Origin of the sequence: Photorhabdus thracensis, from assembly GCF_001010285.1 — a bacterium.
Classification (GTDB): domain Bacteria; phylum Pseudomonadota; class Gammaproteobacteria; order Enterobacterales; family Enterobacteriaceae; genus Photorhabdus; species Photorhabdus temperata.
Map to the genome: position 1 here is coordinate 2,277,250 of NZ_CP011104.1, position 21,560 is coordinate 2,298,809.

Annotated in this window: 14 protein-coding genes and 1 pseudogene; 6 read left to right on the forward strand and 9 right to left on the reverse strand. The window is 53.3% G+C overall.

The genetic code is table 11. From position 1 onward, the window contains the following. Nucleotides 1-7: 7 nt before the first annotated feature. Nucleotides 8-2,734: a CHC2 zinc finger domain-containing protein gene (locus VY86_RS09815; protein ID WP_046974819.1), complete on the reverse strand. Its 2,727-nt coding sequence runs from the start codon at nucleotides 2,732-2,734 to the stop codon at nucleotides 8-10. 136 nt (nucleotides 2,735-2,870) lie between these two features. On the opposite strand from VY86_RS09815, the gene VY86_RS09820 reads away from it, so the two are divergent. The 3 genes from VY86_RS09820 (at nucleotide 2,871) to VY86_RS09830 (ending at nucleotide 3,813) form a co-directional block, all read left to right on the forward strand. Beyond that, entirely contained in the window at nucleotides 2,871-3,203 is a 333-nt protein-coding gene (locus VY86_RS09820) for a helix-turn-helix domain-containing protein (protein WP_046976802.1), read from the forward strand. Between the two features lie 77 nt (nucleotides 3,204-3,280). Beyond that, nucleotides 3,281-3,601, forward strand: coding sequence for a SymE family type I addiction module toxin (locus tag VY86_RS09825; protein WP_046974820.1), 321 nt, complete (start codon nucleotides 3,281-3,283; stop codon nucleotides 3,599-3,601). 14 nt (nucleotides 3,602-3,615) lie between these two features. Continuing rightward, nucleotides 3,616-3,813 carry a DUF7706 family protein gene (locus VY86_RS09830; protein WP_046974821.1) on the forward strand — a complete coding sequence of 66 codons (198 nt, stop codon included), beginning with the start codon at nucleotides 3,616-3,618 and terminating at the stop codon, nucleotides 3,811-3,813. A 66-nt stretch (nucleotides 3,814-3,879) separates the two neighbouring features. Here VY86_RS09830 and VY86_RS09835 read toward each other — a convergent pair whose 3' ends face one another. The 8 genes and pseudogenes from VY86_RS09835 to tssM all read right to left on the reverse strand — a co-directional run. Next, entirely contained in the window at nucleotides 3,880-4,356 is a 477-nt protein-coding gene (locus tag VY86_RS09835; RefSeq protein WP_046974822.1) for a hypothetical protein, read from the reverse strand. Next, nucleotides 4,353-6,116 carry an RHS repeat domain-containing protein gene (locus VY86_RS09840; protein ID WP_238591654.1) on the reverse strand — a complete coding sequence of 588 codons (1,764 nt, stop codon included), beginning with the start codon at nucleotides 6,114-6,116 and terminating at the stop codon, nucleotides 4,353-4,355. The genes VY86_RS09835 and VY86_RS09840 overlap by 4 nt, the downstream gene beginning before the upstream one ends. Nucleotides 6,117-6,241: 125 nt before the next feature. Then, entirely contained in the window at nucleotides 6,242-7,624 is a 1,383-nt protein-coding gene (locus VY86_RS09845; protein ID WP_046973493.1) for an IS4 family transposase, read from the reverse strand. Between the two features lie 10 nt (nucleotides 7,625-7,634). Further along, nucleotides 7,635-10,295 carry a PAAR domain-containing protein gene (locus VY86_RS09850; RefSeq protein ID WP_238591655.1) on the reverse strand — a complete coding sequence of 887 codons (2,661 nt, stop codon included), beginning with the start codon at nucleotides 10,293-10,295 and terminating at the stop codon, nucleotides 7,635-7,637. 18 nt (nucleotides 10,296-10,313) lie between these two features. Continuing rightward, the gene (locus tag VY86_RS09855; protein ID WP_046974823.1) at nucleotides 10,314-10,736 is read right to left on the reverse strand and encodes a DUF1795 domain-containing protein; all 423 of its coding nucleotides are present in this window, start codon (nucleotides 10,734-10,736) and stop codon (nucleotides 10,314-10,316) included. 63 nt (nucleotides 10,737-10,799) lie between these two features. Continuing rightward, entirely contained in the window at nucleotides 10,800-12,635 is a 1,836-nt protein-coding gene (locus VY86_RS09860) for a type VI secretion system Vgr family protein (RefSeq protein WP_238591668.1), read from the reverse strand. An 81-nt stretch (nucleotides 12,636-12,716) separates the two neighbouring features. Further along, a complete protein-coding gene (locus tag VY86_RS09865) occupies nucleotides 12,717-14,054 on the reverse strand; it encodes a VasL domain-containing protein (protein ID WP_046974825.1) in 1,338 nt (445 codons plus the stop codon). Between the two features lie 58 nt (nucleotides 14,055-14,112). Further along, nucleotides 14,113-17,478: pseudogene (tssM, locus tag VY86_RS09870) on the reverse strand (type VI secretion system membrane subunit TssM); the annotation flags it as partial. A gap of 290 nt (nucleotides 17,479-17,768) precedes the next feature. On the opposite strand from tssM, the gene VY86_RS09875 reads away from it, so the two are divergent. The 3 genes from VY86_RS09875 to VY86_RS09885 all read left to right on the forward strand — a co-directional run bounded on the left by VY86_RS09875 (nucleotide 17,769) and on the right by VY86_RS09885 (nucleotide 21,202). Beyond that, nucleotides 17,769-19,205 carry a DNA cytosine methyltransferase gene (locus VY86_RS09875; RefSeq protein ID WP_046974827.1) on the forward strand — a complete coding sequence of 479 codons (1,437 nt, stop codon included), beginning with the start codon at nucleotides 17,769-17,771 and terminating at the stop codon, nucleotides 19,203-19,205. 7 nt (nucleotides 19,206-19,212) lie between these two features. Beyond that, nucleotides 19,213-19,698, forward strand: a complete 486-nt coding sequence (locus VY86_RS09880) for a very short patch repair endonuclease (RefSeq protein ID WP_023046435.1) — start codon at nucleotides 19,213-19,215, stop codon at nucleotides 19,696-19,698. A gap of 184 nt (nucleotides 19,699-19,882) precedes the next feature. Next, nucleotides 19,883-21,202, forward strand: a complete 1,320-nt coding sequence (locus VY86_RS09885; RefSeq protein ID WP_023046436.1) for an MvaI/BcnI family restriction endonuclease — start codon at nucleotides 19,883-19,885, stop codon at nucleotides 21,200-21,202. The last annotated feature ends 358 nt before the right edge of the window (nucleotides 21,203-21,560 follow it).

A 21,560-nucleotide genomic window follows, 5' to 3' on the forward strand; every position in this document is an offset into this window, starting at 1 on the left:
CCGACTTTTAGGGCGCTATCAGGCCGCACAGGTGCGCCGTGTCGTTATCTTCACCGTCGAACAGCAGTTCATAGACGAACGTCAGTCCGCGACGGTGCAACAGCAGGTATTCCATTTCGACCAGCCGTGACAGATGGATTTTTAGCTGGGTATCGCCCCATTGGATGGCGTCACGCAACAGTTTGCGGGTGAACAGCCACTCATGGCGCGGCTGCCCGCTGGCTTTTACCCAGGCTTGTATCAGCAGCAACAGTTTCCGGGTCTGGGGCGGCATCTCATCCAGTGTGCGGCCTAATATCTCGTGGGCCAGCCGGTTTGCTAAGCTAATATCGTCTTTAGTCACCTCGATATATTCAAGCCGTTTGCCCCGATGTTCCGCGGTCTTCACCTCGCGCTGGTGCTGATGCAGCAGGGCGATACTTTGTATCAGGGTGAGATATTTCATGTGGTCGCGTCGGGTGCGGGTTTTATCGCTCATGAACGTTAACTGTGAGGCATAAGGGTTAACCACATTCAGCGGGCGCAACAGCCGCTGGGCGTTTTGATGCAGGTCGGTGATATACGCCTTTTCATTCTCGGCCAGTAAGCCTGCCAGCGTCTGTTTATGGCGCTGTAAGGCGTGGATAGCTTCGGTCTGTTCCCGGGATTCGTTCACGGTTAGCACCAGACAGCGGTTTAGCAGCTCTTCATCGACATCTATTGCGGTGGTGGTGAGCATCAGCATCACCGGCCCTTTCACCGTGTACTGTTTGGTCACCAGATTCCCGCTGGCGTCATCTTTACCGGTGCTGGCAATGGTCAGTTCGCCATCACTTTGTAACAGCTTAAGCGCATAGGCGGCCTGCCGCACCCCTTCTTCTTCGGCTATCGCGAGTATCTTGTGTTGGAGATTGGTTTCCCCCAGATAGAACAGACTCTGGCCGGTCATGGCGCTGTATTGCAGGCGTTCCTCTGCCGGTATCAGATTGAGGACGGCATCCATCAGTGAGCTTTTTCCGGCTGCGCTGCTGCTTTGTATCAGCACGGCCAGCGGACGGTCCAGTTTGCGGCTGACGGCGGCTAAGTAACCGGCCAGCAGGTTAGTGCTTTCCCCCACCACGCCACAGGCGGCTAAATCAGCGGTGATTCGCTCACTCAGTTGCGGGTCTTGCAGCAGCGCCAGCGCCGCTGCCCGTTGGGCTTCACTGAGTTCAGGTTGAGATTGAGTGGCTGTCTGTTCACCGGCACGGGCCTGTTGACACTGTTCCAGTACCAGCAACACCTGTCCCAGCGCCCGGCGCAGGTCACCTTCGGCCAGCCCGAGTTCGGTGGCCGCCAGCCGCGCATACCCGCCCCGGCTGCGGGCGTTCATCATGTCCACGCTGTCGGCGAACATCACGCCGCTGTCGGTATCAATCACCTGCGCATTGACTTTCATGACTGCTGCCCCGGCTCTGACCTGAGCCAGCCCGCGAACACACCAGCGCAGCGGGCCCAGTGAGATGATAATTTCGCCGTTTGGCCCGGTCTCCCAGACGACTCCGGGCAAAGACAGCGGTTTTGTTGCCCGCTCAGCGGCTAAAGCAACAGGGGGTTCCGTTGCCGGGGACGGCGGCGCTGCCGGTGCGACCGGTGCTTCGGTATCGGTTTCCTGCGCCGGGTCATACATCGGCACCGCGCCATCCAGCAATAACCCGAATGCCGGTTCGGGCTCGGCGACCTGACACAGATAGCCGTTGGCATCCATGCCCTCGGGGAACACCACCCGGAACACGGTAATGCCGGTGGCGGTCAGGTCTGCGGCCAGTTTCACCGCCGCCTCATTGCCGGCGGGGTCATTATCGAAGGCAATCAGCACCTGCCTGACCTGATGCCGTTGCAGTGCCTGCCAGTGGTCGGGGGTAAAGCCATTGACGCCGTAGGCAGCGGTCACGTTACGGTATCCCGCCACCCAGAACGACATGGCATCGATTAATGATTCACACAGGATAAGCGATTTGGACGCTATCATGGCGGCTTCATTCCACACGCCGCGGTGCTCGCCGGGCAGGTAGAGATGTTTCGGGGTACCCGCCCGCAGGCGCTGGATGATTTTCCGGCCATAGATTTCCTGTACCTGCCCGTGGTTGTCGAGTACCGGTATCACGAGCGAGCCGCTAAAGTGTTCGTGACCTGACGCTCGCATCAGGCCCACCGCTTGCAACCGGGCCCGGATAGCGGCCCCGGTTTTCAGTTGTTTCTCCGGCAGCCGGTAAGCCAGAGTTCGGTTGGCAAAGCCGGGCTTAAAACCGGCGACTAATTCGGGATGATGTAACCGGCGTTTTTCCAGATAGGCCACGGCTTCCGTGGCGTTCAGCAGCGTATGATGGTAAAACTCCACCACCCGGCTGAGCAGCGCCTGCCGTCCGGCTTCGTCTTCGGCCAGTACGGTGGGTTCATTCGGCTGAACCAGCGGCGCGACAGCCGGATTATTCCCCAGCGTGCCGCGCAGGTGCTCTGCCGCCCGCCGCAGGCTCAGGCGTTCGGTTTTCATCACCCAGTCCAGCACTGAACCGCCAGTGTTGCAGCCAAAACAGTGATAGAGGTTTTTTTCCGGGCTGAGGACCATTGACGGGGTTTTCTCCTCATGGAACGGGCACAGCAGCACGTAATCTTTGCCGCGTTTAATCAGCTTGTGGCCCTGTTGTTCCGCCACGGCCACTAAGGAGACGGCTGTTTTCAGGTGCTGCAATTCTGCTTCCGGGATGCGTGCCATAAAAATGTTCCTTTTAAAACCTTGTCAATGCTCTATATAGATACTATTATATGTCCTATAAAGGTTATTTAGTCAAGTCTATTCGGAACAGGGGGAGATAATGGAAGCCATCACGACTGATAAAGGAACATTCTGGATGAGCTTTTCTGCCCGTTTTCTGCAACTGCGTAAGCAACAAGGACTGACTCAGCCCCAGATGGCTGACAAGGTGGGGATACATCTGACACAAGTTCGTCGCTATGAATCTGGTGAGGCTCAACCCTCTTTAGACATTCTTAAACGTATTGCTGTTACGTTTAATGTTTCGGCTGACTGGCTGATATTTGAGGAGGGCGAGCGGGAGCCGCAGGACGAACTTAAGCTCAAGTTTGAGGCGGTTAAACAGATGGATGAGGAAGAACGACGCTCTGTGACCTCAGTTTTGGATGCCATGATTTTAAAACATCAGGCAAAGCGGTTACTGAGCTGACTTGATTTAACGCGGCGCTGAGGTGCTACAACACCCCGGTGCCGCTCACCACAAGCAACTAATAAGGGTAGTTAATTATGGCTAAGGCGCATTCTAAAGCAGAAGCGGCGATAAATAAAGCTGTGAAAACAGAACGTTATTACACGGTGGGCTATGTGCCGAACGGGAACAGGGTTAGCAACGCCACCCCGGCGATACATCTGAAGGGGCAGTGGCTGAGACAGGCGGGATTTAATACTGGCGGCCAGATTACGGTGAAGGTGATGGACGGTTGTCTGGTGCTGATTCCAGAGAGTGAAGCCACGCAACAACAGCATCAGCAGTACCAGCGGCAACAGGCCCAACTGCGGGAGATTAAGCAGCAGATGCAGGCGCTGATAACCGGTTTTGCGGGTTAAGGGGAGAACATGAGATGACGATAGCGATTGAACATTTACAGGACATTCAGTTAACCCACCTTGAAGCGCTGGCCTTAGCCCAACTGGTTAAGCGGCTGAGCTGGGCGGAGATACGCGCCTGTGCCGTGAATGACGAGGAGGCGTATCAGATTAAGGATGCGATCTCTAAGCTCCAATCTGCTCTAGCGTACAGTGGGTATACCCCAAGATAGATCATAAATAAGGCCGGAAGATCACGGGGATCTTTCCGGCTTTACCAATTTTTATTTCTAATAGTATTAGTAAACTATTAGATTTCCATTAGGCCATTCCCCATCCCAGCCACAAGGGAGGTGACCACTTTCATATACTTCAATTAACTTTTCAAAGAATAGAGGTTTTTTCAATTTATCCTTATATGTGTCTTCTATTAAGTAATGGACGATATCCCAACTAACGCATTGAGATAAAATTAAAGTATCAAATCCATCTATATCGGGAATCTTTTTAACTACTTCTTTCTCAAGGAAATTTTTGGCATCTTTAGCTATATTGTTCCAATTTTGGAATACAATTGAATGATTTATTGCTAAAAAGCCAGATATATCATTGGCTGCTTCTAGTGTTACATCTTCCCATTCTGGAGCAGAAATATATTGATTTGCATCACTCGAACTTTTTACCATCTTAATGCCGGGTATATTTAATTGATTTCCTACATTAGAAAACCAATCTATAGACAAAAGCCTGTTTATTGAATGACTAGATATTTTCATGGTTTCACCTGATTTATTCTCCCTGGTATTCTAGGCACTTTCATACCACCAAGAGCACCATGCTGAATCCTATTTTGTATACTATACCTGATAGCTTGATTTACTTGACTAGCAGATAATCCTGCCGATTCTAAAGAATGTTTGACAGCTTGAGTATATTGAATGTTAGTTGGTCGTTGCCCAGTAAACTCGCCACCTCTTCTATACTTATTCCAGAACTGCTCTAGAGATTTATGAGCCTCATAATGAGGAGTGCCGGGTTGCGTAAAAGCATTACCTTTTAACTTAATTGCAGCACCACTATTGGTTGGAATTACCCCCCTATAAGCGGCATCTTGGTTTAAGTGATGAGATTGCCCTGGTTGAGGATCTTTTTTCAAGCTGCCATGAGGACCTAAGGCAGGATCACCAGATGGAAACTCACATTTCTTTGACGATAGCCCTAACGGATCGATCCAACCCGTCGGATTATGCGCGTAACTGTAAGGATTTACTCCTCCTGCTAACCCCAAAGGATCGGTGCTGAGGTAACAACCCCCTTCCGGTAAATAATACCTGAACCGGTTATAGAATAAACCACTTTCCTCATCAAACAGTTGCCCCGCGAACCGCAGGCCCGGATCCAGCGGCATGGCTTCCGGCAGCGCCAGGTTCAGCCCGTACAGCGACTGTTTCGGCTGCCGCCACACCCGCTTGCCGGCCGGGTCAAACAGCGCCAGCGGCTCACCGGTCGGCGCACTCACCGCATACTGCGTCTCAATCGCCCCCACCACCAGGTCCACCCGGTTGTCCAGATTGAGGGTAAACTGCTGCGTCTGCTGGGCCATCAGCTCCCAGCCGTCAAACACCAGATGGCGGATTATTTTCAGCCGCCCGTGCTGATATTCGCGGATTTCCGCCGGCACGTCGCCGTCCCACAGATACGTGGTCAGCTTACCGGTCTGGATACAGCGCTTTTCGGTGCGCCGCCCAAAAGCATCATAACGATATTCCCACCGGTGGCCGTCCGGGGTGATAAGGCCGGTCAGCTGGTTCTGGCTGTTCCAGCGGTATTTCGTCAGCGCCAGCCGGTGGCCTTCGGCTAAGAACTGTTTCTCTTTCAGGCGACCGGCCAGGTCGTAAACAAACCGGTGTGAACCCACCCAGTTCAGGCGGTGACCCGCCTGGTAGAGGGTTTCCCCCATAATCTCCTGCACCCCGTCGAACCGCCGGGCGGGGTAACCCGTTGCATCATATTGATAATGCTCGCGCAGGTTCTGCCCGTCACTGACCGAGACCACCTGGCCGTTGCCGTTAAGGCGGTAGCGCAGCTGCTGCCCGTCATCACTGGCCGCGGTCAGGTTCAGCGCGGCGTCATAGTCATACCGGCGCGCCAGGCGGGCATAGGCCGGTTCGCTCATCTCCGCCAGTTCAGCCGGCCGGAAAAGGTGGGGGTTGCAGCCCGCCCGCTGTGCCGTCAGTAACCCCATCAGGTTATACTGCTGGCGCACAATGAAGCCGCTGTCGGTGTAACGACCGGTGTCCCGTCCCGCCTCATCCCGCGCCACTGTCAGGGGCGGCTGGTTGTCTAAGGTCAGCCCGGTCAGTTCCCCGGCCCGGTTAACCTGTATCCGGCTTTGCCAGTGTCCGGGCTGGGTTTGTCCGGCAAATCGTGACGGCCCGGCTGCCGGTGCGGTTTCTCCGGTGAACAGCTGCCGTTCGACGGTGCGGTTATCCGGGTAGTGACGCTGAATTTCCCCGTGCGGCTGGATTTCCCGCACTATCCGGTCCTGGTCGTCGTATTCAAACTGTAAAGTGCTGTCCGGGGCGTCAACCCGCCGCAGCCGTCCGGCGATATCATACTGGTAACGGGTGGTGCCCTCCGGGGTATGCAGCTGTCTCTTGATCAGATCTCCAAATCAACTGATTTAGCCAGCAAATAGCCGTCTATCAGGGTTTGCAGCCGAAACCAACCTTCCCAAAGTCGTTCCCATCCGACTCGACCCGTGCGTTTGGAATCGTACCAGCCGGCCAGTTTTCCCAGATTGATGAAGGCCCAATGCAAGCTCGGGGCTTTTTTCGGCACACGGCATTTTTCTTGTTTTGACCACAGTAATTTCCACGCCAGGGGGCTTAATACTGTCTCACAGCTCTCTTTCTCTGCTTCTTCTTTGTTCAGACCCTTAAAACGCAGCTGGTGTATCCGTACCGCAATAAAGGCCAGCAGCACTATCATCCGCTCCAGATTATCTTTGCTTTGCATACGCAGCGCTTCTACCTGCGTGCCGCCCGTTTTCCACGCTTTGTGAAATTCTTCTATCAGCCAGCGGCGCTCGTAATAACTGAATATTTTATGGGCGTCTTCCTGACTGTTGACGGGTTCGGAGGTCAGAAGATGCCAGCAAAGCCCATCCTCCGGACCTTTTTCGTAGCAACCGACATAAAATATCCGCACCGCTTCACCGCTTTTTCCTTCGGGGATTTTCAACGTCACTTCGGCATAACGGATATCACAATGCGCGACACGCGCCTGACGCCCGCCTTTCTGTCTGATCTGAACTAATCGTTCTCCAGCACTCTGTAACTGGCTGATAAAGTCATAAAGTTTATCCTGACTTTCCTCAATACGCCGGTTTTGCATCGAACGGATGACGAAACGGTGTTTTTGGCTCGTTTTATAACGCAGATATTCAATGATATCGGCTTCACGGTCACAGACAGAAATCACGTTGGCCATCTGCTCCCCTAACCGGCTGTCGACGGCTTGTGAGGCCCGTTCCCACTTATAACTCTCTTTCCCTTCATAAGGGCGTGTGTCGCGTTGTCGGCTTTTGCCATAATCACTGACATCTCGACACCAGCGCTGTTGCTCTATCAACCCCACGACCTGTTGTTCTTCAGGCGCAAATAACAACACCGAGTGTACCTGCATGCCCCGGGATTTTTCCGTCGAGGTGGTATAGCCGAGTTCATCGGCGACCGACGCGTGGGAAAATGACAGGGTTGTCGTGTCTTCCAGCGCTAACAGGCAACGATAACGTTGAGCGTGAGCGACGGTGGCGGTAAATCCGGCTTCGGCGATGGCCTGAGGCGCAATGGCGGAATTTCGGGTCAGTCGGTAGGCCGCTTCAACATCGGCAGGAGAGTCAAGAGATTGCACGAGCGATTGTCCTATATGGTTAGCCAACGAACAGGCCACTTTCACCAGGCGGTTGGTACGGCGTTTATCACCTAATTCCGCATGTTGAAACGTGTCATTTGCCCATTGTTCAGCGCAGGTTGAAAACATAAAGATTACCTCAAGTCGTGTTTGTTATTGAGATCAATCTATGAGGAAAAAGTTCAATAACGAGGGGGCAGGTTAAAATATTTGTGTAGGAAAGACAGGTATGCAGGGCGGTGAGGCGCTGTGCCGCGTCATAGTCATAACGGGTGACGGTCTCTTCCCCGTCCCGCTTTTCAATGCAGTTCCCCGACAGGTCATAACGGTAGTGCCAGCGGGTGCCGGCATAATCCTGCTCGGTGATAATCCGGCCCTCCGCATCCAGCGTGTAACTGTAGGTTTCCCCCATCGGGTTAATCACCTGCGTCAGTTGCAGGGTATCGGCATCATAGCGGTACTGCCAGCGATGGCCTTCGCCGTCCCGGCGGGCCACCGGCAGGTCAAACGGGCCGTATTCCACCTGCCAGGCCACCCCGCGCGCATCGGTCCAGCGGGTCAGGTTGCCGTGACGGTCATGGTCAAAATGTTCCGGGTGGTTGTCGGGCCGGTCGCTGACGGCCACCCGGTGATGCCGGTCGTAACGCCAGCGCCACAGTGCCCCGGCGGCGGTCAGGCTGCGCAGCCGGTCCTGGCTGTCATAACCCAGGCTGACGGTGCGGTTCTCCTCGTCAAACAGCCTGACCAGTCGCTGCCGGGTATCATATTCCCGGGTGCGGCGGTTGCCGTCCGTGTCTTCTTCCACGGTCACCAGCCCGAAGGCATTGCGGGTCAGGGTGGTTTTCCGGCCATCCGGGGCAATAAATCCGGCGGGCTGGCCCTGTTCATCATACAGTGGCAGCCAGGTCCGGTGCAGCGGGTCGGTCATGCCGGTCAGGCGCAGGTCGGTATCATAGCTGTATTGCCAGCGGGCGCCGGTTGCATCGGTGAAGGATGTCACCCGGCCGGTCTCGGCCAGGTAGGTCAGGGTCAGGGTTTCCCCCTGCGGTAATACTTGTTGGACCAGATTACCCCAGTCATCATAGTCATAGCGGGTCACACTGCCGCCGGGCGTGTGGATTTCCGTGACCTGCTGCTGGTCGTTGTAATGCCAGACGGTGGTGTGCCCCTGCGGGGTCGTGGCGCGGGTGAGGCCGGGGGCGTAGTCCAGGTGGACCGGGTAGAAGCCGCCGGCGCCCACGCTGTCGGTACAGCGCCCCTGTTTATCATAACGGTAATCCACCCAGGTCTGGTCACCGTCAGACCAGCGGCTTATCAGGCCCTGGGCGTTATATTCATAGTACAGGTGAAAATGCTGGGTGCTGTCGGCTTCGGCCAGCCGGCCATGGTCATGGTAGTGATACCGCGCCATCACCGCCTGTAAGCCGTCATCGGTCCGGAGGATCTCGGTCAGTTGCCCGTTCAGGTTATAACGCAGGGACAGGACCGGTCCGTCACTGTGAATCACCTGTGTCAGCTGATACTGCGCGTTGTAGATAAACCGCAGCCGGTTGTCATACCCATCCCGGTGTTCGGTCAGCAGCCAGCGCTGGGGCTCATCGGCGGAAGCCGGCACGGGCAGGGAAAAAGACTTGCGGACCGGGGAATCACGGTGGCGGAGGATATAGCCCTGCTCGCCGCGGCTGAGGGTGAAATCCGGGTGGTCCGGGTTGGTGCTGTGCGTATAAGCGGGCGGCAGGGCGAAGTAGAGTGACGCCCCTTCGGTGGTGCCGATGTCTACCCGGTCACCGGTGACCCGGGCGCATTCGGAGAAGCTGTCGGTCCAGTCCGGCCCCAGTAAGCCCTGTTCCCCGGGGGCCCAGCTGCGCAGAAACACCAGCGGCAGGGTCTGGCCGAGGGTGATATCGGTGCGCTGGTCGAAGAGCTGGCCGGTGGTGACGTCAATCGGGTCGCCGGTGAAGAATTTTTTGGTGCTTTCCCGGTAACGTTTCACCCCCCGGGTTTCTTTAAAGGCGGTTTTGGCGCAGGAAATCGTTTTACCCGAGGCGATTTTCCCGACATGCCGGGCCCCGGCTTTTGCCCCGTTCAGCACGGCCTGCCGGCCGGTTTGCGTGAACAGTTTACCCAGACCTTTTATGGCCCCCCGGGAGGGCGGCGCCAGAAACTCAACGGCCATCAGAAGGGCCCGTTCCCAGGCGGAGAACTCTTCGGCAATGGCTAAATAGGTGCCCTGACCGGAGCCGATGAACACGGTTTTGGCCCCGGCTTTGATGGTGGCGCCGCAGGCCAGTTTGTCATCTGTCCGGGCTGCCGGGGCGCCGTTGATAAACACGGTTTCACTGCCCTGGGCAATCAGCGGGGGTGCCGGGTGTTTATTGCAGCCGGCGGTATCGACGGTGGCCCGTGCCGCGGCTTTACCTTCAATAAACACATTGGGGGAGCCGGTCAGCAGTACCCCACTGGGCGGGCCGAGACTGTCCACCATTTTCGTGACCGCCGAACTGGCGGCGCTGATGACGTTACCCAGGGCCAGGGTACCGGCGGTGCCGAGTGCCAGGACCGCGACGGTGGCTAATCCGCCGGTGCCGACCACCACCGCGGCGGCCACGGCAAATACCGCGGCACTTATCAGCGCGCCGGTAATGGCCCCGGCCAGCGCCCCGAGGAAGCTGGCATGTTTAATCGGGTCGCCCTCCCGGGCCGCTGCCGGGCCGGGCGCGCCCGGTGGGGCTGCCACCGGGGCGGTATGTAACGCCCCGACCCGGGCAATCCGGGTGACGATGTCATCACTAAGTGACATGTTGCACCTCCTGTCAAATCAGCCGGCGGCCTGGAAGCTGTCGATAACGGCCAGCAACGCCTCGCGCTGACCGTCCGCAAAGGGGGCGGGGGAGGTCAGGTTGAAGGTCAGCAGCCGGGGGCCGCGGATTTGCAGCACCACGGTCTGGTACATGTCCCCTTCCGGGCTTGTCCACTGGTAATCCAGCCGGCGGGCGGGTTGCTGGCTCAGGGTGATTTCGCTGCGCTGGTGCTCCTGATAACCGGGCAGGTGCGTGCGGAACTGTGCCAGGGTCTGTTCATAATACGCGGTGTTATCCATACCGGCAGGGACGGGGGTGCGGCTGACCACCAGATTAATGCCGCTGTCATCCGGCAGCACGAAGACGTTCATGGATTCATCCCGCCAGCTGGCCGGGAGAGTCAGGGTGCCTTCATGCATCTGATACAGGGTGTTTGTCATGCTGTTTTTCCGTGATTGATTGAAATCATGTAGTTAAAGGTGTTGTTCATGGAGCAATACCGGTCAGTTGACATTGACCTGTTTGCCGTTGAGGGTGATAGTGGCGCCCTGAATGTTGATATTGCCGGCGCTGTCGATGGTGATGCTGCCGCCGGCGGTCGCAATCTCGATACCGCCGGCCCGGGAGTGTATCCGGATGTTATTTTTCACGTTCAGCAGGCTGTCTTGTTCTACGGTGATTTGCCGCAGGCCGGAGATGGCGCTGACTTCATTGCCGGTCACCTCTTTATGGCGATTTTTTCTGACGGAAAGTATCTGGTCATTGCCGATGCTTTCGGTGTGGTTGTGCATGACCCGGGTTTCGCGGTCATTGAGCACCACGGTGTTCATATCGCGCTGCGCATGCAACGCGAGCGCTTCACTGCCTTTGGCATCCTCAAAGCGCAGTTCGTTGTAACCGTCGCCCTTGTGGGTTTTCGAGCGGAAAGCCATCTGGGTTTTGCTGCCCGGCAAGGTGCCCGGCGGGAGGTTGCTGGCGTGATAGGTGCGGCCGGTGACAATCGGCTGGTCCGGGTCACCGTCGAGAAAGTCCACCACCACCTCCTGACCGATACGCGGAATAGCCAGCATGCCCCAGCCCTGGCCGGCCCACGGTTGCGTTACCCGTATCCAGCAGGAGCTGTGGTCGTCACTCCGGCCGTACCGGTCCCACAGGAATTGCAGCCGGATACGGCCGTATTGGTCGCAGAAGATTTCTTCCCCGGCCGGGCCGACGACTTTGGCAATCTGCGGGCCGTCCATCACCGGTTTGCGCCCCGGCCTCGGACGCCAGTGCTGATGCGCCGGGATAAAGGTGAACTGGTTGCTCATGACGGTGCCTGACTCGCCGCCGGCCTGTTCCAGTGCCTGCGGCTGGCGGCCGTTGTGAGCGACGCTGACCAGCTGCCAGAGCTGATTCAGGTCATCGCGGGGATGGCCGGTGAGGGTGAACAGGACCCCCGGCCGCATCGCGGCGTGGTTACTGTCGCCGTGGCCGGTCAGGGCGTCATTGCGCAGGGCTTCCAGCCGGTAGCGGGTGAAATCAGCGCCGTGCTGCTCGTCTTTGAAACGGCCGGGAAAATCGAAGTGTTCATAGCCGGTGTGCTGGAGAGGTTGTTCCCGCATATGGTGGCGGAACTCGGCGGCCCAGACCGGGTTTTTGAAGGTGTAATCCTTCAGTTCCACGGTGGCCGGCCGGACCTGAGCCTGCCGGGTCAGCGCGGTGACGCACAACTGCTGTGCCTGGGTTGCCTCGCCCGGGTGATAGGGCAGGACCGGGCCTTTGGCGAGGGCGCCCGCCACGTCGGCGAACACCAGGGTGTTCTTGTTGCCGGTGAACTCAAAGAAGTAAAACAGGCCTTCTTCGGCGGCCAGCCGGTGCAGGAAGTCAAAGTCGGTTTCCCGGTACTGGACGCAGAATTCCCGTTCCGGGTGCGGATGGCGCAGGCGGAACACCACATCGCGGACGCCGCTTTCTTTGAGCAGGGTGGTGAGAATGGTTTTGATATCCTGCTGCTGAAAAATCCGTGAATTCTGGCGCAGGGTGGTGCGCCACATATCGGGGCGGAGGGTCATCTCATAGCGGGTCTGATGTTTGCCGGTGTTGCCCTGAACAAAGCTGGCGACCATGCCGGTGACGGTGCGCTCGATTTTCCCTGCGCGCAGGATGGCGAGGGTGGCGCTGTTATCAAGGACCGCGGCGAAATCAATCGCCGGGTCGGCACTGGCTAAGCTGACGGTCAGCGTAAACGGGGTGGACAGGCTTTCACTGAGTGAAAACCCGGCGACGACAAAGGTGTGGGGCGGCAGGCCGCCGGCGGTGAGGGTGAACTGCAACCCGCCGGCGGGTTGCGCCGTCATCCGGTCAGCCAGGTGTTGGGCGATTTGCCCGGCGGATTTTTTCTGCAATGACATATAAGGGGTCCTTTTCTGGTTCTGAAGTTACGGCCGGTCTTTCTCAGGGCGCGCGGTCAGCCCGGCGTCTTTTTGCAGCGCATAGTAGCGACTGAGCAGGGCATTAAAGCGGTCGTCGGTCTTTTTTCTCAGCGCCGGTGAGACGGGATGTCCCTGTTCGACCGCCGCGGAGAACTGACGCAGCAACTCTTCCAGCGGCACGTCGCGGTTGTGGCTGGTCTGAATCTGATAAATCGCGGTTTTCAGGTAGGAGAGGGTGAAACTGCCGCGGTTGCGCTCCTGCGCCAGGATTTTGTCGGCTAATTGCTGGAGCTGATTTCGGGTCTGATGCCAGCTGCCCGGTCGCGGGGCGTTATCCAGCCGGACGGCCTGTAACTGTTGCCAGCGGGCGGTTTCTCGCTGCTGTTCGCGGTCCTGCGGCCAGGTTTTCTGTGCCATGTCGGTCAGCTGTTCGGCATGTTGCAGCACCACCAGCGGGGAGGTGTCCGCTAACCGGGTCAGCTGCTGTTCATAGTTTTGCAGGTCCGGCTGATACAGCCAGGCCAGTCTCGCGCCGTCCGGCGTACCGGTCAGGGCCGTGAGCTGGTGTTGCAGCGGTCGGTAAAGCCCCAGCCAGCTGCCGGTCAGGACCAGCGCGCCCAGCAGTACGCCCAGTCCAAAGCCCTGTAAGGCACTCATCCGGGGCGGCGGCTCAGGGAAACGGACCTGGACTTTGGGCTGATGGCTGTCGTAACCGGGGGCGTCGTCGGTTTCCGGTTCAGCCGGTTCCGGCTCGGCGTTAGCCAGGTAAACCAGCGGCGGCATCTGGACAGGCCTGGGCGCCGGTGTGGGCAGGATACGGGTATTTTCCAGTTTTTTGGCGGTGTTCTGGAAAAACCACAGCAGGTTTTCGACTTTGGGCAGGCGTTTTAAATCGGACTGCTGGAGCCGGTCAACTATCAGCTGTAAGGCCCGTTCGGCCCGGTAAATCAGGCGCCGGTCGCGGGCGGTGTAGTCGTGCTGGCGCAGGGCGTGGCCGCTGCGGGTGTTAAACCAGTCGAGCAGGTCGGTGCGTACCGCGGGTTGGGGCGGCCACAACTCATCCCACTGGCTGACCATCACGCCGGCCAGTAACTCACAGCCTTCGGTAAAGCCGGCCAGGCCGCTCAGTTGCATCCGGGCCAGGGTGTAGTAAATCGCGCTCTGTAAATCAACGCCGTGGGTGCGAAACAGCGTCAGGGCCAGGGATTCAATCAGCGGCCAGTTCACCGCCGGCTGAGACGGGTGGTTAATTTTGTTGATTTCTTCGCGTATTGCCGTGAACGCCGGCAGGTGCATCGGGTTACCGCCGGCACGGATAATCAGGTTTTCAGGGGGTTCACGCATGGCAGTTTATCCTTAACGCAGCCCCGCCGGCGCGGGGACAGGGCTTTTTTTATGTTCATCAGTAGAGGGTGTCAGGCAGGGTGAACTGGCTGAACAGACCGCCGGCAAACGGGTTGTCGGATTCATCCACGTAGATACGGTAGGTCATGTCACCGCCATCCACGCTGAACAGCACATCAAAGGAGTCCTGACGTACGTTGGTCAGTTTGCCGCTGTTAATCAGCCGCAGTTGGGCCCACGGGCCGGTGAAGCTGACGGCGCGTGGGGATTTGCCGCTGACGTCCGGTATCAGGGTGAGCTGACTTTCCACCCCGGCGCGCATGGAGTTGGGCCAGATTAAGTGCACGATGCTGCCGCGGCCGTGGGCGTAATCGAGTAACTGTCCATCGAGGTTAAGCAGGCTGCGGCGTTTGTTGCCGGTCAGGCTGAGGGGTTCAATGGCAAACTGGGTGCCCAGGCCGTTTTGCGCGGTGAAGAAGGTGTCGCGGATACGGTCAGCCCGGGTCAGCTGTTTCAGGACATCCGGGCGGATAAGCGGTTCACCGTCGGTGCCGTAGATTAAGTTGTTCTCGACAAACGGTTTGAGGTTCTGCTGATAGAAGGCATCCAGCGTGCCGCCCGGGCGGAAGAAGCGGTCGAACTCACTGAGCGGCACATCCTGGGTGGCTTCCGGGTTGAACGGATAGCGGCCGGCCAGGTAGGTCTGGTACTGTTTGACGACGTTTTCGCTCCATTCGACTTCCAGCGAGCTGACCGCGGCCATCATGACCACCCGCCACGCCTGTTCAGCCAGTTCACCGACCCAGCGGTTTAACGGTTCCGGCAGGGTTTTCGCCAGCTGCTGCACGTCGAAAATGGGGTCGCTGTTGTTCTGTTCCAGTCGCAGCTGGACGGCTTTCAGGGCGGCTTTACCCGGTACCGGGGCGTTCTGAATCGCCAGCAGGTAGCGGTGCAGCGCGGTCAGTTTCTGATAAACCCCCTGTAGCGTGCTGTTTTTATCCCCGTATTCCACCAGCACGGCGGTTTCCGGGGCGAATTCCCGGTTGATGCGCACCCGCAGGCGATAATCCGGCGTGTCGCGTAACCGTTGCTGCTCTTTGGCCGGCAGCGTATGATTAATCACCGGCAGGCGGGTGTTGTCGCTGAGGATTTGTAATGCGCGGCTGAGGGGCTGTTCCCCGCTGATAACCTGCTCAATGGCGCTGATGGCCTGCGGGATATCGGTAAAATGCCGGATATCCAGATTGTTCATGGCCCCGCGCCAGGTGGCGGTGTAGTCACCCAGGTACTGTTCGGTGATTTGGCGCTGGATTTCTTGCCGGTCGGTCTCGCTGTACTGCACGTTGTGCGACAGATTCAGCACCCAGCTGTCCATCACGGTCAGGTCAATCAGCGGGTCGTCCTGTTTGACGAAGTAGTTGTTCAGGCCGTTCATCGTCAGGAACTGCGGGATAATCAGCTGCTTGTCATTATTGGCGATAAAGATGCTGTCAAAGCTGGGGCCAATCTGGTCACGCAGGTTGAGCGGCGGCGGCAGTGAGTCCTGGGCTTTGATGCGCAGGGTCTGGTACACCCGCTGGTAAATGGAGAGCTGGCTCAGTTCTTGCTGGGCGTTCATCATCGGGCGTTGGTAAGGGGCAAAGCTGCTGATAGCCGCCGGGTTATCCGCCTCACGCGCCGCCCGCCAGTCCGTGTGGTCCAGCGCATAGTCGAGGTGGGTCAGCAACTGTTCCTGTACCTGACGCTGGCCGTTAAAGACCTGACTCCAGCGTTCGCGCATGTACTGTTCTACCAGTGATTTATTGCGGCCGCTGCGGTCTTCCAGCATCCGCATGATGCGCAGGACTTCGAGTTTCTCTTCACTGCCTTTGGCCGCCTGGTTCAGGTCATCCAGCAGGCCATTCATCAGCGCAGGCAGGAAGCGCTGGGACAGCAGTTGCAGGTAGGTGTTTTCAACATACGGGCCGACATCGGCGCCCTGGTACAGTCCCATATCCGCGAACAGCCCTTTCTGATGGTAATCCCCGTAGGCCAGCGTCGCTTCCCGGAGAGGGTTCAGCAGGGGCAACTGTAAGTTCCCGTTGCGGTCTTCCCCTTTGGGTGGGGGAATGGACAGGAAGGTTTTGGCCTGTGCCAGCACTTCTTCACCGGCCCGATAGTTCTTCTGATAGTTATCGTGCCAGCCTGCCCACAGCGCCAGGGCGACCGCGGCGCCGGTGGTGGAGAAGGCCAGGAGTTTGCGGCGGTTGCGGCTTAACCACAGGCGGTTTTCCGCCGCCAGATTGGGCTCGGCCAGCAACACGTCTTCAAACAGCGAGCGGGTGAAGTAGGGGGCGGTATCCGCCACCGGCCAGGTCGGAAAGGCCTGTGGCCCCAGGTGATACTGCACGGCGGCAGACTGGGTAAAGATGTCGTCCATCTGGCCGATTTGTCTGGACGAGGTGAGATAAACGCCGCGCAGTCCGGGCTGTGCCGGGCTGCCATTGTAGAGAATACCCTCCAGCAACTGGATCAGGTAACTGTGCAGTCCCTGTATCTGACGGGTGAAACTGAACAGCGGGCTGCGCTGGTTGATATCCACCTTGTTGAGCATCATGTCCGGCATCGCGGCATTGAGCTGCTGCATCCACTGGTGCCAGAACTGCGCCAGCTCAGTACGCCAGCGGTGCTCATCATGCGCATTCAGGCTGAAGGTGACGCCCAGTATCTGTGTGCGTTGCGGCTTGTCCAGCGACTGGAACGCCGCACTGAATCCATGCAGCCGATCAAGTTTGGTCAGCACCAGATAGAAGGGGAGGGGGTTGTGCAGGGTTAACCGCAGATCTTGCAGGCGCAGATGGAGCGCAGCAATATACCGTTCGCGTTGCGCTTTGTTGTCGGTCAGTAAACGATGGGTGTCCACCGTCAGGATAATGCCGTTGAGGGGCTGGCGCTGACGGTTTTCGGTCAGCCAGGTGAGCAGGGATTGCCACAGGCGGGCGGGCAACTGGGGCTTGCCAGTGTCTGACGGCGATATCTGGTCGATAAGAAAGCCGTCCGGGTCAATGATGACGGCTTTTTCCCCCAGCCAGCAGCGCAGGTGCAGGGGGTGAGCCTCTTCCCCTTTAGGGCTGTCCGGGAGGGCAATGTCAGTCAGTTTGTAGCCTTCCTGAATCAGCGAGGTTTTGCCGCTGCCGGTATTGCCCAGCATCAGGTACCAGGGGCGCTGGTAGAGGTAATGCCAGGTGCCGAGATGGCGCTGTAACTGCGCTTTCCAGTGATTGAGGTAGCTGTCCTGATGGGTAATATCGGCCAGGACCGGATCGACCTCCCTTAACGCCACATCCAGTTTGAGTTTTTCGAGCTGACGCAGACGGCGCCAGATTTTGGTCCCGATAAAGCCCAGTGCCAGCAGGATAATAATGACAGTCGCCAGCCAGCGGGCGTTTTGATGGTCAGGGTGTGGCCTGTCATCAGTCGTTTAAATCCTTCAATCTCATACTGTTGGATAAGAAATTTGGTAACTTACTGATATTTGGTTGAATAATATTTTTATTTTGGATCGAAGATGATGGATTGGGTATTTCGTCTGAAATGGTGTCTTAATTCTATTAAAATGGTCAGATTGAATTACTGGGTAAAGTAAATAACTGTATAAATATCCACAAAGTTCTTTCTTCTGGGTCAATTGAGTGATAATGTGTCACTAAATAAAACATTTTACGGATAAAAAAAATGAAAGAATTTTTTTCATATGCCCAAGATCTTCATGAAAAATCAAAATTATTTCAGCAGCAAAAGTTGGCAGAAGATAAAAAGCTGATGGGGAGACTTTTTGAGTCTTATGATCAAAAAACTATTGCAGAACTTTTGCGTAAAGTAAGTTATAACGACTGGACCCGTGAAACCTTAAATCGCTGGTTTAACGGAAAATCAGTCCAAAAGTTGTTAACAGAAGTTGAAGTTGCTATGCTCCAAAAAATGCTCCCTGAACCACCTAAAAATCATCTTCAATACGATTTCCGTTTCATTGATCTTTTTGCAGGGATTGGCGGAATTCGAAAAGGTTTTGAAGAAATTGGTGGTCAGTGTGTTTTTACCAGTGAATGGAACAAAGATGCTGTTCGTACCTATAAAGCAAACTGGTATTGTGATCCAGAGTACCATAAATTTAATTCTGATATTCGTGAAATAACATTAAGTGAAAACCCAGAAATAGATGAAAAAGAAGCTTATAAAAATATTGATAAAGAAATTCCAGATCATGATGTTCTTTTGGCTGGTTTTCCATGTCAGCCATTCTCATTAGCAGGTGTTTCGAAAAAGAATTCTCTTGGGCGTGCTCATGGGTTTGAGTGTGATACACAGGGAACTCTTTTTTTTGATGTGGCCAGAATTATTACAGCTAAAAAACCTGCTATTTTTCTTCTGGAAAACGTTAAAAACTTAAAAAGTCATGATAAAGGGAAGACATTCCGTATTATCATGGATACATTGAATGAGTTGGGATATGCTGTTGCTGATGCGGATATCATGGGGCCGAATGATCCCAAAATTATTGATGGAAAATATTTTTTGCCTCAGCATAGGGAACGGATTGTGTTAGTTGGTTTTCGTAAAGATCTGAATATTCATCAAGGATTTACACTTAAGGAAATTAGTCGATATTTCCCGGAAGAACGACCAACACTTGCGGATTTACTTGAACCGGAAGTTGATAGTAAATATATTCTTACCCCCCATCTTTGGAAGTATTTATATAATTATGCTAAAAAGCATCAAGCTAAAGGAAATGGTTTTGGATTTGGCCTTATAGATCCCAATAATAAGAATTGCGTCACTCGCACGCTTTCTGCACGTTACCATAAAGATGGATCAGAAATACTTATTGACCGGGGATGGAATAAAGAGCTTGGGGAACAGGATTTTGATAATCCAGATAATCAAAAAAATCGCCCACGTCGTTTAACACCGAAAGAATGCGCACGGCTAATGGGGTTTGAGTCTCCTCAGGGAGGAGCATTTCATATTCCGGTCTCGGATACACAAGCTTATCGACAGTTTGGAAACTCAGTTGTTGTGCCTGTATTTACAGCTATTGCTAAATTATTAGCTCCTTATATAGCGGAAGCAGTGAAACAACAGCAGACAAACAAAGATCAGGCGGCATAAATAAATTATGGCTGATGTTCACAATCCATCTACTCGTAGTAAAAATATGAGAGCGATCCGTAACTGTGATACAGCCATAGAAAAAAAACTGGTTAAAATTCTTCATAATCTTGGGGTAATTTATAGAATGCAGGTAAGTGATCTTCCTGGTAAGCCTGATTTCGTTATTGATGAGTATCAGGCTGTTTTATTCGTACATGGTTGTTTCTGGCATGGGCATAATTGCCATCTTTTCAAAACTCCAGCTACCCGTACTGAATTCTGGTTAGATAAAATTGGCAAAAATATTAAAAGAGATCAGTGTGTTATGAATTCTCTTTCAGATAACCGTTGGAAAATATTAGTTGTCTGGGAATGCACTTTAAGAGGACGTTTGAAACTGACAGACAATGAGTTATCAGAAAGGATTGAAGAGTGGTTATGTGCAAGTGAAACTCATGCGGAAATTGATACAGTGGGGATACATAAAGTATTTTTGCAGAAAAATGAATAGTTATTTAAATTAAAAGTGTTTTTTAACTCTTTTTTGTAAGATATCGTTACATTACATACTAAAGTTCCTCCATCTATAAGTTTCATTTTGTTTGAAAAATGACCTATCCTTCTGTGCGGCATTCTATTTTTACTTTAATAGAGTTAATCTATAGAAAGATTGTAACTAATAGATGGAGCATAAAATGGCTAATGAACTGATAAATATAGAAAAAATATCATTTATCATGAAAGGTTTAGGAGCTAAGAAAATTATAGTTAAACCACTTTCAAACAATGACAACTCTAAGCAACAGATATATTTAGGATCTGATTTTACTGTCATACAAGGTATTCCTATTGGTGAACTGAAGAGTGCTGGTATGTCAAAAAAAGGTGCAATATTTAAGGCTGCATTAAATTTATTTTGGATAAATGCTGACGGCTATAAAGAGCAGGCATATGGGTCTCAAATTATTTTATATCCTAAATATCCAGAAATTCGTCTGTCGGGAATTATAAAAGGTTGTTCGATAGCTCCATCTCATTTAATGCAACCACCAACAAAAGAAGAAAGGATAAATAGATGTGATAAGAGTCGTTATTTAATTTTTGGTATATGTGAAGACATTATTCTTGCTTATATGAGTTCTTGGGAAGATACTCTTTCCATTGAGCTCAGAAAATTAATTGATAAGAATCTAATAAATCCTGTTTTCTCCGTTTTTTATGAATACTATTCTAATATTAAAGATAGCCGTATTGATCTTATAGCTCGTCTTAAAGAAATTTATTCTTATGGTTTTATTAAATCGCAAAGATTAGATAAAAATGGTAATGTAATTGAATATAGAGCAAGAAATGGGGCTGGTTTTACTTTAGAAAGTTTATTTGGAATTATACCAAATGGCAGATCTGGTCCTGATTTTTCTGGTTGGGAATTAAAAGCACATTCAGGAAGCGTCGTAACATTAATGACTCCAGAACCAAATAAAGGAGAATATATAGAAAATCTACATAAATTTATGAGTGATTATGCATCCTCTAAAAAAGAGGATAGAGTTGATTTTGCCAGTATACATAAAATCGGATTGTTAAATGAAAAGACGAAGCTGACTTTATATCTTGAAGGATATGATTTTGATAAGAAAGAAATTATAGATCCTGATGGTGGATTAGTACTTAGGAGTACAAGCGGTAATATTGCTGCTGTTTGGAATTTCGGAAAATTATTAGACCACTGGAAACGGAAACATACTAAAACATGTTTTGTTTCGTATGAAATGAAACATGCTGACTTCCCATACTATAAATTTGGCCCCCAAATTGTATTAGCTACAGGTGCTAATCTTACTAAATTTATAAATGCGCTTGAATCAAGTAAAATATATTATGATCCAGGTGTTAATATAAAATATCAGGGAGGGGTATCTAAAGTTAAGAAAAGAAATCAGTTCAGGATAAAGTGGAAAGATGTATTAAGTATTTATGACAAAACCGAAAACTTAGATTTAAATAAAGGTTAATTAAAATGAACTTCTGTTCAGGAGAGAAAATACGTTCGGCTGACGGTAATATGCCTTACTTTTGTTCGGCAAGATGAGTTCACCGAACGTTTACCGAAGAGAAAATGGCGCTATCAAACAGAATTACTTGACGGATTTTCTTGGTTAGCGCCTATGGGGTTAACCCTGCTAAATAAGATTCCAAAATAGTGCTGCATCTTATATTACTCATAATTCTATGTATAACAATGGGTTAAGCAAGGCTATGTGTAGCAGAATTATGAAACGTTATTTAGGCCTATTTTATTATCCAGAAATTGTTGATCACCACACTTTTTCAGTGCTTAAATTCTGATAAATTAACCGTTTTATCCTTTTT

What these genes read in the sequence shown, in the direction of transcription:
- VY86_RS09880 (WP_023046435.1), top strand. Translation starts at nt 19,213, where the DNA reads ATGGCTGATGTTCACAATCCATCTACTCGTAGTAAAAATATGAGAGCG.
- VY86_RS09820 (WP_046976802.1), top strand. Translation starts at nt 2,871, where the DNA reads ATGAGCTTTTCTGCCCGTTTTCTGCAACTGCGTAAGCAACAAGGACTG.
- VY86_RS09835 (WP_046974822.1), bottom strand. Translation starts at nt 4,356, where the DNA reads ATGAAAATATCTAGTCATTCAATAAACAGGCTTTTGTCTATAGATTGG.
- VY86_RS09875 (WP_046974827.1), top strand. Translation starts at nt 17,769, where the DNA reads ATGAAAGAATTTTTTTCATATGCCCAAGATCTTCATGAAAAATCAAAA.
- VY86_RS09845 (WP_046973493.1), bottom strand. Translation starts at nt 7,624, where the DNA reads ATGTTTTCAACCTGCGCTGAACAATGGGCAAATGACACGTTTCAACAT.
- VY86_RS09860 (WP_238591668.1), bottom strand. Translation starts at nt 12,635, where the DNA reads ATGACGGCGCAACCCGCCGGCGGGTTGCAGTTCACCCTCACCGCCGGC.
- VY86_RS09815 (WP_046974819.1), bottom strand. Translation starts at nt 2,734, where the DNA reads ATGGCACGCATCCCGGAAGCAGAATTGCAGCACCTGAAAACAGCCGTC.
- VY86_RS09830 (WP_046974821.1), top strand. Translation starts at nt 3,616, where the DNA reads ATGACGATAGCGATTGAACATTTACAGGACATTCAGTTAACCCACCTT.
- VY86_RS09885 (WP_023046436.1), top strand. Translation starts at nt 19,883, where the DNA reads ATGGCTAATGAACTGATAAATATAGAAAAAATATCATTTATCATGAAA.
- VY86_RS09825 (WP_046974820.1), top strand. Translation starts at nt 3,281, where the DNA reads ATGGCTAAGGCGCATTCTAAAGCAGAAGCGGCGATAAATAAAGCTGTG.
- VY86_RS09865 (WP_046974825.1), bottom strand. Translation starts at nt 14,054, where the DNA reads ATGCGTGAACCCCCTGAAAACCTGATTATCCGTGCCGGCGGTAACCCG.
- VY86_RS09850 (WP_238591655.1), bottom strand. Translation starts at nt 10,295, where the DNA reads ATGTCACTTAGTGATGACATCGTCACCCGGATTGCCCGGGTCGGGGCG.
- VY86_RS09855 (WP_046974823.1), bottom strand. Translation starts at nt 10,736, where the DNA reads ATGACAAACACCCTGTATCAGATGCATGAAGGCACCCTGACTCTCCCG.